Origin of the sequence: Brevibacterium zhoupengii, assembly GCF_021117425.1 — a bacterium.
Lineage (GTDB): Bacteria > Actinomycetota > Actinomycetes > Actinomycetales > Brevibacteriaceae > Brevibacterium > Brevibacterium zhoupengii.
The window spans coordinates 3,148,154-3,161,605 of record NZ_CP088298.1; the positions used below are offsets into that span (position 1 = coordinate 3,148,154).

Annotated in this window: 13 protein-coding genes; 8 read left to right on the top strand and 5 right to left on the bottom strand. The window is 61.2% G+C overall.

Going from position 1 to position 13,452, the window contains the following annotated elements; genetic code table 11:
- Nucleotide 1: 1 nt before the first annotated feature.
- The 4 genes from nrdF to nrdH all read right to left on the bottom strand — a co-directional run bounded on the left by nrdF (nt 2) and on the right by nrdH (nt 3,924).
- Complete coding sequence (gene nrdF / locus LQ788_RS14360; RefSeq protein WP_009881980.1) at nt 2-982, bottom strand: class 1b ribonucleoside-diphosphate reductase subunit beta; 981 nt, start codon at nt 980-982, stop codon at nt 2-4.
- A gap of 146 nt (nt 983-1,128) precedes the next feature.
- Nucleotides 1,129-3,255 (bottom strand): class 1b ribonucleoside-diphosphate reductase subunit alpha, encoded by a 2,127-nt coding sequence (nrdE, locus tag LQ788_RS14365; RefSeq protein WP_231447440.1) that lies wholly within the window; start codon nt 3,253-3,255, stop codon nt 1,129-1,131.
- Between the two features lie 5 nt (nt 3,256-3,260).
- Nucleotides 3,261-3,674: a class Ib ribonucleoside-diphosphate reductase assembly flavoprotein NrdI gene (gene nrdI / locus LQ788_RS14370; RefSeq protein WP_231442077.1), complete on the bottom strand. Its 414-nt coding sequence runs from the start codon at nt 3,672-3,674 to the stop codon at nt 3,261-3,263.
- 1 nt (nt 3,675) lies between these two features.
- Nucleotides 3,676-3,924: a glutaredoxin-like protein NrdH gene (gene nrdH / locus LQ788_RS14375; RefSeq protein WP_009881976.1), complete on the bottom strand. Its 249-nt coding sequence runs from the start codon at nt 3,922-3,924 to the stop codon at nt 3,676-3,678.
- A 588-nt stretch (nt 3,925-4,512) separates the two neighbouring features.
- Here nrdH and LQ788_RS14380 point away from each other — a divergent pair.
- The 7 genes from LQ788_RS14380 to LQ788_RS14410 are packed head-to-tail and all read left to right on the top strand — an operon-like array spanning nt 4,513 to nt 10,803.
- A complete protein-coding gene (locus tag LQ788_RS14380) occupies nt 4,513-5,508 on the top strand; it encodes an AAA family ATPase (protein WP_009881973.1) in 996 nt (331 codons plus the stop codon).
- A gap of 12 nt (nt 5,509-5,520) precedes the next feature.
- Complete coding sequence (locus LQ788_RS14385; RefSeq protein ID WP_231442079.1) at nt 5,521-6,405, top strand: DUF58 domain-containing protein; 885 nt, start codon at nt 5,521-5,523, stop codon at nt 6,403-6,405.
- Entirely contained in the window at nt 6,392-6,844 is a 453-nt protein-coding gene (locus LQ788_RS14390) for a hypothetical protein (RefSeq protein WP_231442081.1), read from the top strand. Before LQ788_RS14385 ends, LQ788_RS14390 begins: the two co-directional genes overlap by 14 nt.
- Entirely contained in the window at nt 6,835-7,809 is a 975-nt protein-coding gene (locus LQ788_RS14395) for a vWA domain-containing protein (RefSeq protein WP_231442083.1), read from the top strand. The genes LQ788_RS14390 and LQ788_RS14395 overlap by 10 nt, the downstream gene beginning before the upstream one ends.
- The gene (locus LQ788_RS14400; RefSeq protein WP_231442085.1) at nt 7,806-8,879 is read left to right on the top strand and encodes a vWA domain-containing protein; all 1,074 of its coding nucleotides are present in this window, start codon (nt 7,806-7,808) and stop codon (nt 8,877-8,879) included. The genes LQ788_RS14395 and LQ788_RS14400 overlap by 4 nt, the downstream gene beginning before the upstream one ends.
- On the top strand, nt 8,876-9,670 hold the full coding sequence (locus tag LQ788_RS14405; RefSeq protein ID WP_231442088.1) for a tetratricopeptide repeat protein: 795 nt from the start codon (nt 8,876-8,878) through the stop codon (nt 9,668-9,670). Before LQ788_RS14400 ends, LQ788_RS14405 begins: the two co-directional genes overlap by 4 nt.
- 23 nt (nt 9,671-9,693) lie before the next feature.
- Complete coding sequence (locus LQ788_RS14410; RefSeq protein WP_231442090.1) at nt 9,694-10,803, top strand: histidinol-phosphate transaminase; 1,110 nt, start codon at nt 9,694-9,696, stop codon at nt 10,801-10,803.
- 12 nt (nt 10,804-10,815) lie between these two features.
- Here LQ788_RS14410 and LQ788_RS14415 read toward each other — a convergent pair whose 3' ends face one another.
- Entirely contained in the window at nt 10,816-12,306 is a 1,491-nt protein-coding gene (locus LQ788_RS14415) for a PucR family transcriptional regulator (protein WP_231442092.1), read from the bottom strand.
- A gap of 135 nt (nt 12,307-12,441) precedes the next feature.
- Between LQ788_RS14415 and speB the strand changes: the two genes are divergently transcribed.
- Complete coding sequence (gene speB, locus LQ788_RS14420; RefSeq protein WP_231442094.1) at nt 12,442-13,452, top strand: agmatinase; 1,011 nt, start codon at nt 12,442-12,444, stop codon at nt 13,450-13,452.

Genomic DNA, 13,452 nt, shown 5'->3' on the forward strand with positions numbered 1-13,452 from the left:
TTCAGAAGTCCCAGTCGTCGTCTTCCGTGTTCTCGGCCTTGCCGATGACGTAGGAGGAACCGGACCCGGAGAAGAAATCGTGGTTCTCGTCGCTGTTGGGCGAGAGAGCCGCGAGGATCGCCGGGTTGACCTCGGTGACCTCCTTCGGGAACATCGCCTCATACCCGAGGTTCATCAGGGCCTTGTTGGCGTTGTAGTGGAGGAACATCTTGCAGTCCTCGGCCAGACCCACGGAGTCGTAGAGGTCATGGGTGTAGGCGACCTCGTTCTCGTAGAGCTCGAACATGAGGTTCATCGTGTAGTCCTTGAGCTCCTGCTTGCGCTCTTCGGACTGTGACTCCAGGCCCTTCTGGTACTTGTAGCCGATGTAGTAACCGTGCACAGCCTCGTCGCGGATGATCAGGCGGATGAGGTCCGCCGTGTTCGTCAGCTTCGCGTGTGCAGACCAGTACATGGGCAGGTAGAAGCCGGAGTAGAAGAGGAACGATTCCAGCAGCGTGGAGGCAACCTTGCGCTTGAGCGGGTCATCGCCACGGTAGTAACTGAGGATGATGTCGGCCTTGGACTGCAGGTAGGTGTTCTCCCGCGACCAACGGAATGCCTCGTCGATCTCCTTCGTCGAGCACAGGGTCGAGAAGATCGAGGAGTAGGACTTCGCGTGCACGCTCTCCATGAATGCGATGTTCGTCATCACTGCTTCCTCGTGCGGCGTGACCGCATCCGGGATCAGAGAGATCGCACCCACAGTGCCCTGAATCGTATCGAGCAGAGTCAGACCGGTGAAGACGCGCATCGTCAGCGTCTTCTCCTCCTCGGTGAGTGTCGCCCACGAGGGGATGTCATTGCTCAGCGGCACCTTCTCAGGCAGCCAGAAGTTTCCTGTGAGGCGATCCCAGACGTCATCGTCGACGGGATCGACGACACGGTTCCAGTTGATGGCGTCGACGTGCGAGGCCAAAGTCAGATTCTCCAACGTTTCCATCTCTCTTCCAAGTTGCAGGTACGTCGTGCGTACGTGTCGTCTGCCCAGCAGACTAAGAATGTTGAGCACCCGGAGCCTGCACGATGGGCAGGCCCCGGGTCAAGAGTGCTGTGGGCCGGTTGGCACCGGCCCACAGCACTCAATGGTCACAGCATGCAGGAAACGCAGCCATCAACCTCGGTGCCCTCCAGCGCAAGCTGGCGCAACCGGATGTAGTAGATGGTCTTGATGCCCTTGCGCCACGCGTAGATCTGCGCTTTGTTGATGTCACGAGTCGTTGCGGTGTCCATGAAGAACAAGGTCAGCGACAGGCCCTGGTCCACGTGCTTCGTGGCCTCGGCGTAGGTGTCGATGATCTTCTCGTAGCCGATCTCGTAGGCATCCTGGTAGTACTTGAGGTTGTCGTTGTCCATGAAGGGTGCCGGGTAGTACACCCGACCGATCTTGCCCTCCTTGCGGATCTCAACCTTCGAAGCCACAGGGTGGATCGACGAGGTCGAGTTGTTGATGTAGGAGATCGATCCTGTGGGCGGAACGGCCTGCAGGTTCTGGTTGTAGATGCCGTGCTCGGCAACTGCAGCCTTGAGCTCACGCCAATCATCCTGAGTGGGGATATGCACACCGGCTTCGGTGAACATCTCAGCCACCCGCTGGGTGCGTGGTTCCCACACTTCGTCGGTGTACTTGTCGAAGTATTCGCCGCTCGCGTATTTCGACCTCTCGAATCCGGCGAAGGCGGTCTGACGTTCCTTCGCGATCTCCATCGATGCCCGCACACAGTGGTAGGCGACGGTGTAGAAGTACATGTTCGTGAAGTCGAGGCCCTCATCGGAACCGTAGTAGATGTGCTCACGGGCAAGGTAGCCGTGGAGGTTCATCTGGCCGAGTCCGATAGCATGCGACATGTCATTGCCGCGGGCGATCGAGGGCACCGACTGGATGTCAGAGGTCTCAGCGACAGCGGTCAGTCCGCGGATCGCAGTCTCGATGGTCTGCCCGAAGTTGGACGAGTCCATCGTCAGAGCGATGTTGAGAGAGCCGAGGTTGCAGGAAATGTCCTTGCCGACGACGTCGTATCCGAGATCGGAGTCGTACTTGCTGGGCTCGGACACCTGCAGGATCTCGGAGCACAGGTTCGACATGATGATCTTGCCGTCGATCGGGTTCGCCTTGTTCACTGTGTCTTCGAACATGACGTAGGGGTATCCGGACTCGAACTGGATCTCTGCCAAGGTCTGGAAGAACTCGCGTGCATTGATCTTGTTCTTCTTGATGGCCGCGTTGTCGACCATCTCCTCGTACTTCTCTGTCACGTTGACGTCGGAGAAGGGCATGCCGTAGACACGTTCGACGTCATACGGGCTGAAGAGGTACATGTCCTCATTGCGCTTGGCCAGTTCGAAGGTGATGTCCGGGATGACAACGCCCAAGGACAGCGTCTTGATCCGGATCTTCTCATCGGCGTTCTCGCGCTTGGTGTCGAGGAACTTGTAGATGTCGGGGTGGTGAGCGTGGAGGTACACGGCACCGGCACCCTGACGTGCGCCCAGCTGGTTGGCGTAGGAGAAGGAGTCTTCGAGCAGCTTCATGACGGGGATGACACCCGAGGACTGGTTCTCGATCTTCTTGATCGGTGCACCGGACTCGCGGATGTTGGTCAGAGCGAAGGCCACACCGCCGCCGCGCTTGGACAGCTGCAGAGCGGAGTTGATGGAGCGGCCGATGGACTCCATATTGTCTTCGATGCGCAGCAGGAAGCAGGAGACGAGCTCGCCGCGCTGCTTCTTTCCCGCGTTGAGGAAGGTCGGAGTGGCCGGCTGGAACCGACCATGGATGATCTCGTCGACGAGCTGCTTAGCCAGGGTCTCGTCGCCGCGAGCAAGGAACAGTGCGACCATGACGACGCGATCTTCGAAGCGTTCGAGGTAGCGCTTTCCGTCAAAGGTCTTCAGCGTGTACGAGGTGTAGAACTTGAAAGCACCGAGGAAGGTCTGGAACCGGAACTTAGCCGAATAGGCGTGCTTCGAAAGCTCCTCGATAAAGTCGAAGGAGTACTGATCGAGAACTTCGGGCTCGTAGTATTCCTTCTCGACGAGGTAGTCCAGCTTCTCCTTGAGGTCATGGAAGAAGACTGTGTTGTTGTTGACATGCTGCAGGAAGTACTGCCTGGCAGCCTGTTTGTCACGCTCGAACTGGATGCGACCATCCTGGTCGTAGAGGTTCAGCATGGCGTTGAGCGCATGGTAGTCAAGATCCGTCTCTTCGCGGATGATGTCTTCTACATTGCGGTCTTCAGCGAGCTCGCGCACAGTTTGTCCAATCCTAAATTCACTGCTTCGACGTCCTCTGGGGTTCCGAGGAGTTCGACACGGTACAGCACGGGTACATTGCATTTCGCGGCCACTTTGCGTGCCGCGCGACAGTATTCTTCGCCGAAGTTCGTATTTCCGGCGCCGATGACGCCGACGAGGTGGCGGCGATTCGATTCGATATTGAGGAACTTGATCACTTGCTTGGGGACGGCGCCTCTGTTGGGGCCGGCTCCGTAGGTGGGAGTCACAAGGACGAACGGTTCGTCGATCGCCAGCGTCTCATCTTTTGTCAGCAGGGGAAGTCGGCGTGAGGGGTGCCGCAGCTTGCTGACGAATCGGTCGGTGTACTCAGAGCTGCTCGAGTAGTAGACCAGGAGCATGTCAGGCTACAACGGAAACCGAGGTCTGCTCGCCGGCCAGAGTGGCGATCTTGTCCGGACGGAAACCTGACCAGTGGTCGTTGTCGGTGACAACGACGGGAGCCTGCATGTAGCCCATGGCCTTGACGACATCCAAGGCGTTCTCATCGACACTGAGATCGACCGACTTGTACTTCAGACCCTTGGCATCGAGCGCACGGTAGGTGGCGTTGCACTGGACGCAAGATGGCTTGGTGTACACGGTGATCATCGCGACTCCTCAATTCTGCACTTCGGCTTAGATTCCACGGTATGTCCTGCTCGGACTATGACCTTGACAATGACGAATATCACGTAGATCAGGCCCGAGTGTGACCACTAGATGTTGTGTTCGAGGTCGACTCTACCCCTATATCCAGTGTTACACCAGTGTTGTTTCAACCATCCACACCCTGTGTTCAAATCGTCCACAGTCATCCACAAGTCACGAATGACACTGATGTAGTTCGATCACCTGCGAGGACACTGGACAGCGGGGTCGAAAACCCATTTTCGGGCACCTCCCCCAACTGCGTTTTCCACACTTGTCCACAGATAAAAATTTCACCTGTGGGCGCTTTTTCGGCGTGTCACGCTCGACTGTGTTTACGGTCGAATGTGGTCCGCTTCCACGGTCACCGCCTCCCTTCTTCATCACGTCGATTTCGTGGCGTTGTGCGCGACTTCGCGGCGTCTTCCACGGCTGTGTGTCGTTCCCTGCACTGTATGTGTCGGTACTGACACGAAAGTGCCCAGACGCGTGTCAGGGTCAGCCCATATGCTTGTTTTGTCAGCCAGTTGAGATTTGAGAGGCCCCACCATGACGGCAACGGCACCCGCCAACACTCAAGAGATCGCGCATGCTCAATCGATTCTCAAAGGCTTGGAGTCCTATCTGGACCATTTCGTCGTCGGACAGCAGCGTTTGCGTGAGAGCCTGCTCATCGGTCTCCTCTCCGGTGGTCATCTGCTCCTGGAGAGTGTTCCTGGTCTAGCCAAGACGACTGCGGCAGCGGCGTTGGCCAATGCGGTGGCCGGAAAGTTCTCCCGCATCCAATGCACTCCCGATCTGCTGCCAGCCGACATCATCGGCTCACAGATCTACAACGCTCAGGAGGGCTCGTTCAATACGGTCTTGGGGCCCGTGCACGCCAACATCGTCCTCCTCGATGAGATCAACCGGTCCTCGGCGAAGACGCAGAGCGCCATGCTCGAGGCGATGCAGGAGAAACAGACCACGATCGGCGGCCAGCGGTTCGAACTTCCGCGTCCGTTCCTCGTCATGGCCACGCAGAACCCGATCGAACAGGAGGGGACCTACCAGCTTCCTGAGGCTCAGCTCGACCGGTTCATGATCAAAGATCTCCTCACCCATCCGAGTCCCAATGAGGAGATGGAGATCCTGTCCCGTCTCGATTCGGGTGTCTTCGACCGCGATTCCGTGCCTAAGCCTTCGTGCAGCCTCGAGGACGTGGAGACGCTGCAGCAGTATGCACGCACCATCTACGTCGACCCATCGATCAGCCGGTACCTCGTCGAACTAGTCCACGGCACCAGGAACACCACGAAGTACCTGGGCAGACTGGCCCCCTTCATCGAATACGGTGCCAGCCCTCGTGCCTCGATCGCTTTCACCAACGCTGGACGGTCCCTGGCGATGATCCGGGGCCGCAACTACGTCATCCCCGAAGACATCAAGGACCTGGCCCACCGGATTCTCGCTCACCGCATCCAGCTCAACTTCGAAGCTGCGGCCGAGAACATCACGAGCGCACAGGTCGTCGATGCCCTCCTCATGGCCGTCCCGACTCCCTGATCGGATGCATCGATGACTGCTCTGCTCAACCGGATCAAGGCGCGGATGACCATCCACGCGCACCGTCGAACCCGCCGGCTCCTCGACGGGGACTACTCCTCTGTCTTCCACGGACACAGCCTCGACTTCGATGACCTGCGTGACTACATCCCCGGCGACGAGATCCGCGACATCGACTGGAAGGCCACGGCTCGCCATTCGAACCCACTGGTCAAACGCTACGTCGCCCACCGCAGACACATTCTGGCACTGGTCGTCGACTCCTCTCGGAACTTCGACGCGATCACCTCGGCCGGAGTCGACAAACGGCAGCTGGCGATCCTCATGGCCGGAATGACCGGCTACCTTGCCGTACGCCACGGTGATGATGTGATGCTCGTCCATGGAAACTCAGCACGGACCACCGCCTCGCCTCGCAAGGGCAGCGAAGCCCACCTGGAGAACCTGCTGCAGCAGATCCTCGCCGAATCCGGCACCGACAGCGACGGTTCGATCGATGAGCAGCTGCAGTGGATCGCCACCCACATCAACCACCGGATGCTCGTCGTCGTCATCTCCGATCAAGCGCCCCTCGGCCCGAAGGAAGAGGCCACGATCAAACGTCTGCGCGCCCAGCACGAGGTCCTGTGGATCACGATCACCGACGCAGACCTTGCCCAACTGCCGACCGCCTCGGCGCCGTTCGACGTCTCACGACCGGACGTCGGCCTGCCATCATCCGTGATGGCCAACCCGAGCGTGCGCGCCGAGTTCCAGGCCGCCGAGGCTAGCCGCCGGCAGCACCGGAACGACCTGCTGACCAAGCTCGGGATCTCACACACCGAAATCGCCCACCCGGACCAGGCCCTGGGCAATCTCCACACTCTGCTGCTGAGGCACCGCCATGGGCCCCGCTGAACTCGTCGGGCCCCTGCAGCTCTCGGCCTGGTGGTATGTCGCCGCCAGTGCCGTTCTGCTGGCCGCCGTCCTCAATCTGTTCGCTCCGCTGCTGCGTGCGGCGGCCGGTTCAGGCGCGAAGTCCGGACCTCGCATTCCCATACCTGTTCGCAGCACGTACATGTCGCGGATCGCCGCCGTCGAGTCGAAACTCGGTGACGGAGAAGCCGGTGTCAGAGATTCGGCCCGGGAACTGGCAAAGATCGTACGCGAGTTCGCCCGTGATGCCTGGGGCGTCCAGGCCGAGCACCTCACCTACCGAGATGCCGCCGTGGCCGGCCTCGATGACCTTGCCGAGTCCCTGTCGGGCCTCTACGAGGCGGAGTTCGCTGAGGACGAGGCCCACGATCTGGGGCCTCAGATCGCCGGTGCCAGAAAGTTGGTGACACGATGGTCCTGATGCTCTGGTGGTTGGCGATCATCCTCCTCGTGCTGGCCGCGGCAGCGGTCTTCTTCTTCCGCAGGCCCAAGGCCACCGCCTCATCGCTTGCCGTGGCACACAGTGCGCGGATGACGACCCTGCCGAGTTTCCGCAAAGCCATGCGGACCCGTCTGCTCACGACGGTCGCCTTCCTCGGTGTCATCGCCCTCACCGGGTTGTCGACGTTGGCTGGGATCTCTCGGCCGGCTTGGGTTGAGACCGTCAACCCGGAGAAGAAGCTGCGCGACGTCATGCTCTGCCTCGATGTGTCCGGTTCAATGCTGGGATACGATGCCGATCTCCTCGAGGCCTATCAGGAGCTCGTCGACCGGTTCGACGGCGAACGCATCGGCATGACCGTGTTCAATTCCACCGCTGTCTCCGCGTTCCCGCTCACTGATGACTACGAGATGGTCCAGAGTTACCTTGAAGAAGCCGAAGAGGGTTTCCGCACCTGGGGTTCGGAAGGCACCGACTACTCATGGTCGACCTCACCGCCGAACATCGGCGGTTCCTCCCTCATCGGCGACGGTCTCGTCTCCTGCGTGGACAACTTCGATCGTCAGGATGAGGATCGTTCCCGCTCGATAGTCTTCGCCACCGACAACATGCTCGCCGGTGACCCGCTCTTCGACCTCAACGAGGCCACGGACATCGCGGTGGAGTCGGATGTCAGGGTCTACAGCCTCTCTCCCCCATCGGTGCTCGCGAACACGCAGACCAAAGAGCTGAAGTCAGTCTCCGATCGCACGGGAGGAAAGCAGTTCGACATGGGTTCGGCCTCGACGATCGATCGCATCGTCTCAGAGATCCAGAGCCAGGAGGCCGAGAACACTCCGGGCCGTTCCTACACCGTCGTCCATGACATGCCTGCTGTTCCTCTCGGGATCGCGGTCTTCGGCCTCGCCGGTGTCTTCGTTCTGGCGTGGAGGACGAAATCATGATCTTCGATCCCATCTTCACCTGGTTCGGCTGGGGCTTCCTCGTCCTCGCTCTGCTCACCGTATGCATCATTCCAGCTGTGCGCGGGGATGGTCCGCGTTGGAAATGGTTCGCGCGCATGGGCATCGTCGCCGTGCTCGCTCTGGCTTTGGCTCGCCCCGGCATTCCGATCAAATCCTCGACCGAGGAGTACGAGGCCGCAGCCGACGTCTACTTCCTCGTCGATACGACGACCTCGATGGCCGCTGAGGACTATGACGGTGACAAGACCCGCCTGGAAGGGGTGAAGAAGGACATGCTCGAGCTGGCCAAGCAGCTGCCCGGCACCAGACTGAGCATCATCTCGTTCGCCTCGACCGCTTCGACGGTCATGCCTCTGACGACCGACCATGCTGCGTTCGCCTCCGCCGTCGACGTCCTCAGCCCCGAGATGTCGTTGAACTCGAATGGCTCGTCCATCACCGAGGCGGGGGCTGAGTTGGACAAACGCATGAAGTCCAATCAGGAGGATCGTCCCGAGAACAAGAGCCTGGTCTTCTACTTCGGCGACGGTGAGCAGACGGCTGAGACCTCTGTCGACTCATGGTCATCCTTCGCCTCGCGCATCGATGATGGCGCGGTGTTCGGATACGGAACCGCGCAGGGCGGGAAGATGAAGGAACCCCAGCCCTTCGGCTACGGATCCTCTCCCGGAGATGATCCCGGCCTCGGCGACCCCCAAGACCCTGACGGTGCTGGCGGGTCCAACGGATCAGCCGACGAGTACATTCGCGACGGGCAGGGCAATCCCGGGATCTCGAAGATCGATGAGACGAACCTCAAACAGTTGGCGACTGATCTCGGCGTGAAATACCACCATCGTGAGGGCGGGGCCTCGATGTCGAGCGTCTACTCGGCCCCGAAGTACGATCAGACTCTGGTGAAGAAGGATGGCCGCGTCACCGTCGACGAATACTTCTGGGTCCCCCTGATCCTCGTGTTCGCATGGATCGCAGTCGAAATGGTGTTCGGGGTCCGCGAACTTCTGCGGCTGCGTACCATCGCCCCCACACGGCGAGGAGGTCGGCCATGAACCGGATCACACGCACCTGGTCGACGATGCGCAGGTTGTCTCGCATCAACATCATCATCGGGTCCGTCCTGCTGCTCGTCTTCGGCTATGTGGCTGTGACCCTCTATTTCGGGGCCGCCTCACAGGTACGCTATTCGTCGAATGACTTCCCCGGAGCGAAGAAGGCATCGACCGCCTTCCTCACACTCAGTCCGGTCCAACGCCACATCGGCTACTACAATCGCGGCACCGCGGAGGCAGCAGTCGGCGATTTCGAACCGGCGCGAGACGACCTCGAGTCGGCTCTCGAGATTGCTCCCGTCCGTGACGAGTGCGCCGTACGAATCAACCTGTCCTATGTCTACGAGAAACTCGCCGACGAAGCCGCGGGGCAGGAACCAGAGAAGTCGGATGAGCTCTACGAACAGTCACTGAAGACCTTGGAGGATGCTCCGAAGGAATGCCAGCCGAAGAAGAGCGAAGAGCAGCAGAAGAGCGACGAGGCGAAGAAACGCGTCGAGGACAAGAAGGCCGGAGAGAAGTCGAAGCAGGAAGGGTCCGAAGGCGAGGACTCAGAGAGTTCCGAGAGCGATGATCAGAAGAACGGCGACTCCGGAGATGACTCGAAGAAGAAGGACGAGAAAGAGGGCTCTGGCGAAGGCGAAGAGAAGTCCGATGACTCCGGAGAGAAGTCCGAGGAGGAGCAGAAGCGCGAGAGGCTGCGCAAGCGCGGCGAGGACTCAGAACGTGAACAGCAACAGCAGGGACCTGGCGGTGAGGGAGGTCGTTCGGCCCCGGACAAACCCTGGTGAGTCTCCTGTGCGATCATGAGTCCATGAGCACTCCGGACACCTCAGCTGACAGCACCTCGACCCCGCGGCTGCGGGCCTCGCTGGAGACATTCCCGCCGTATGTTCCTGGGAAGGCACCCAAGGAAGTCGACGGGCTCGCCCCGTTCAAGCTGTCCTCGAATGAGAACTACCTCGAGCCGCTGCCAACTGTGGTCGCTGCCATGGTCGCGGATGCGAAGAATCCTGCCCTGTACCCCGATGACGCGGCGTTGGCTCTGCGCACAGAACTAGCCGACCGCCTCGGCGTGAGCATCGATGAGCTCATCGTGACCACAGGCGCCAGCGAGCTGCTCGTGGCTCTGACCCAGATCACCTCGGACGCCAGCACCGAAGCGATCTACCCTTGGCCCTCGTTTGAGATGTATCCCCAGACCACAGGACTGGCCGGGTCGAAACGAATCGAGGTTCCGGTCCGTGACGACGGTCGACACGACCTCGATGCGATGGCGGCGGCGATCACCGACAAGACCAGCCTCATCATTCTCTGCTCCCCGAACAATCCGACGGGTCCTGCACTCCGCGATGAGGAGGTGCGCCGATTCCTCGACCGCGTCCCGGCAACGGTGCTTGTCGCCCTCGACGAGGCCTATTGGGAGTTCGCCACCGCCGAAGGAGTCGTCGACGGGGTCGCTCTGGTCGCCGACTACCCCAATGTCGTTCTGGTCCGGACCTTCTCGAAGGCTCACGCTCTGGCCGGCCTGCGGGTCGGCTACGCGCTCGCTCACGCATCAGTCATCCAGGGACTGTTCAAGGCCGTCATTCCCTTCGGAGTCACCGATATCAGCCAGACTGCCGCCCTGGAGTCTCTGCGCCACAGTGATGAGGTCGACGTCCGAGCCAAGGAGATCGCAGCCGTCCGCGATGACTTCGCCGAAGCGCTTCGCAACCAAGGATGGGATGTGCCCGAGGCGCAGGGGAACTTCGTGTGGCTGCCGCTGGGCCCGCTGTCCTCAGCCTTCGAAGATGCCTGCGTCGAGCAGGCTGTCGCGGTGCGCAACCTCGGCGACGGTGTCCGCATCAGCATCGGCGAGCAGGAAGGCCTCGACCGGGTTCTCGCGGTCGCTTCGGACTTCTATGCCGAGCACTTCGGCTGAGCCGGCCGCCTCTCAGAGTTCTGCAAGCTCCAGGGCCAAGGCCACGGCTTGGACCGATTCGGCCCGGCTGAGATCGCGACCCAACAACGTCTCGATCTTGGCCATGCGTGCTCGCACAGTATGCCGGTGGATGCCGAGCTCGGCCGCGATCGCATCTCTGACTCCCCCGGTCGCGATGAACGAGCGCAGCGTCAGCAGCAGGTCCTGTTCGTCGCGTGAGGCGAGGAGCGTACCCAGGACTCGGTCGACGAATCTCTGCGCCGCTGCCTCATCGATCGACGACAGCAGCGCCCGCACATCCGAGCTCGCGGTTTCGTGCTGTGTTCGCCACACGGTCCAGGCGTGGTGGACCTGGGTCAACGGGATCATCTTCGCAGACAGTTCGCTGAGACCGGTGACGTCTGCGACCCGTCCGACCACGCTGACCTGATCTGGTGCAGAACCTGCGGAACCAGCAGAATCTGCGGAATCTATGGCATCGCGGTAGCTGCGATCGGCATCCTGCATGCCGGCCTCGATGACTCCGAGCATCGACCCGGCCCGGGCCAGGAGAGTTCCGGGACCCAGATCCCCCATCAGCGTCTCCGGATCCTCACCGCGCACATTGCCGAAGACCGTGAACTTCACTCGCGAGACCGGAGCCAGTCCGGTCTCCTGCACCCACTCGGTCCGGGCCTGCTCTGCCGTCAAGGGAGTGGTGAAGAGCGGTGACTCCGATCGCCGAGGTCGGGCCTCCGTGATGCTCAGACTCAGCAGTGCCGCTGCGGTGGAGAGGAGGAGGGCGCGGGTGCGGGCATTGCCGGTCGCCTCGGCGGGGGCGAGGATCCAGGCCCGCACCTGATCGTCTCCGACCGGAACGGCCTCGACGATACCTGTCTCAGTGCGCAGAAGGCGCGGTGCCATAGAGGGCTTGAGTGCCTCGAGGATGAGCTCGTGACGCACCTGGATCTTCGCATCAGCACCCGTCAGACCCCTGCCTGTGGGTGAGACGAAGTGGACATCTGCAGCCAGTGTGCTGGCCAGATCGTCGACCAGAGCTGCGGGGCCCTGATGCGCAAGGTCGGTGGCGAAGCGTCGCCCCGCGCTGCTGGCCCTGGTCAGTTCCCGGGTCGTCTCCTCCTCTCGCATTCTGGTGAAGGCATCGACGACGGCCACAAAGGGAACCGGTTCGGGCACCCCGAACAGAGCCAACTCCTGCGCCCTCGCCTGCTCGATCAGCACCGGTGGAAGTTCCTGCCACGGCAGGGCAGAACCGAGACCGATGCCGAGCGCATGGACGCCTGCTCTCTTGAGGCGACCGACATAGTCACCCACGCCCTCGCCGCTGAGGTCTTGGCCGACACCGATCGTGAGCAGGACCTCTCCCCCGGCCAACCATTCGTCGACAGCGGGCAGCTCCGAGGAGTGCACGATTGTGACATCTTCCAATCTGGAGTGCGGCGAATCGACGACGACGTCGAGCGCAAGTTCCTGCCGCGCCCAGAGCTGACCCAAGGTGACCATGAACCCCATACTATCCGCACTGGACAACCCGTTCTTCAAATTATCCATTGTGGATATCGGCGTGGTGTGAGCCACGTCCTAGGCTGATGGCAATCACACACCACTGCCAGCATTGACAATTTCGAAGGAGAGCCGATGTCGACTCAACCCCTGGGACCAGCCGATTACAGCAAGACACCACGATTCGCCGGGCCACCGACCTTCGGTCTGCTCCCGCGCATCGACGAGGTCGAAGCCCAGAGGCCGGGTGAGAAGATCGACGTCAAGATCCTCGGAGTCCCCTTCGACGCCGGAGTCAGCTACCGTCCCGGTGCACGTTTCGGTCCCGCCCACATCCGCCAGTCCTCGAAGCTGCTGCGCCCCTACAACCAGGCCACAAACGTCCACGCATTCACCTGGCAGCAGGTCGCCGACTGCGGTGACTTGGGCGTGAATCCCTTCGACATCGAAGAGGCCATCACCGAAGTCGAACGCTCCGCCGATGAGATGCGTGCCGACGGGGCGAAGCTGCTCACTCTCGGTGGCGATCACACATTGGCTCTGCCGAACCTGCGTTCCCTACACAAGACGCACGGCAAGATCGCGGTCCTGCACTTCGACGCCCACCTCGACACCTGGGACACCTACTTCGGTGCCCCGTACACGCACGGCACCCCGTTCCGCCGCGCCAGCGAAGAGGGCCTGCTCGACCTCGAGTCCTGCATGCATGTCGGCATCCGCGGACCCCTCTACGGCCAAAAGGATCTCGAAGACGACGCTGTGCTCGGCTTCCAGATCATCCGCAGCGACGACTACCAGTTCACTTCCGTCCAGGAAGTCGTGGCCCGTATACGCAAACGGCTCGGTGACGCACCCGTCTACCTCTCCGTCGACATCGACGTCCTTGACCCCGCGGCAGCACCGGGCACGGGCACGCCTGAGGCCGGCGGTATGACGAGTCGCGAACTGCTCAACTCGATTCGCGGGCTGCAGGGGCTCAATGTCGTCGGAGCCGAGATCGTCGAAGTGGCACCGGCCTACGATCACGCCGAGATCACCGGACTCGCCGCCGCCCACGTCGGCTACGAAATGCTTTCGCTGTGGGCCGCCGAGGCCAATGGTCTCACCGGCCCCTCGGGCCCCAGCGGCGAAGCACTCGGGCTCTGA

Coding starts and splice junctions, on each gene's coding strand:
- nrdF (WP_009881980.1), bottom strand. CDS start 982: ATGGAAACGTTGGAGAATCTGACTTTGGCCTCGCACGTCGACGCCATC.
- nrdI (WP_231442077.1), bottom strand. CDS start 3,674: ATGCTCCTGGTCTACTACTCGAGCAGCTCTGAGTACACCGACCGATTC.
- nrdH (WP_009881976.1), bottom strand. CDS start 3,924: ATGATCACCGTGTACACCAAGCCATCTTGCGTCCAGTGCAACGCCACC.
- LQ788_RS14380 (WP_009881973.1), top strand. CDS start 4,513: ATGACGGCAACGGCACCCGCCAACACTCAAGAGATCGCGCATGCTCAA.
- LQ788_RS14385 (WP_231442079.1), top strand. CDS start 5,521: ATGACTGCTCTGCTCAACCGGATCAAGGCGCGGATGACCATCCACGCG.
- LQ788_RS14390 (WP_231442081.1), top strand. CDS start 6,392: ATGGGCCCCGCTGAACTCGTCGGGCCCCTGCAGCTCTCGGCCTGGTGG.
- LQ788_RS14395 (WP_231442083.1), top strand. CDS start 6,835: ATGGTCCTGATGCTCTGGTGGTTGGCGATCATCCTCCTCGTGCTGGCC.
- LQ788_RS14400 (WP_231442085.1), top strand. CDS start 7,806: ATGATCTTCGATCCCATCTTCACCTGGTTCGGCTGGGGCTTCCTCGTC.
- LQ788_RS14405 (WP_231442088.1), top strand. CDS start 8,876: ATGAACCGGATCACACGCACCTGGTCGACGATGCGCAGGTTGTCTCGC.
- LQ788_RS14410 (WP_231442090.1), top strand. CDS start 9,694: ATGAGCACTCCGGACACCTCAGCTGACAGCACCTCGACCCCGCGGCTG.
- LQ788_RS14415 (WP_231442092.1), bottom strand. CDS start 12,306: ATGGTCACCTTGGGTCAGCTCTGGGCGCGGCAGGAACTTGCGCTCGAC.
- speB (WP_231442094.1), top strand. CDS start 12,442: ATGTCGACTCAACCCCTGGGACCAGCCGATTACAGCAAGACACCACGA.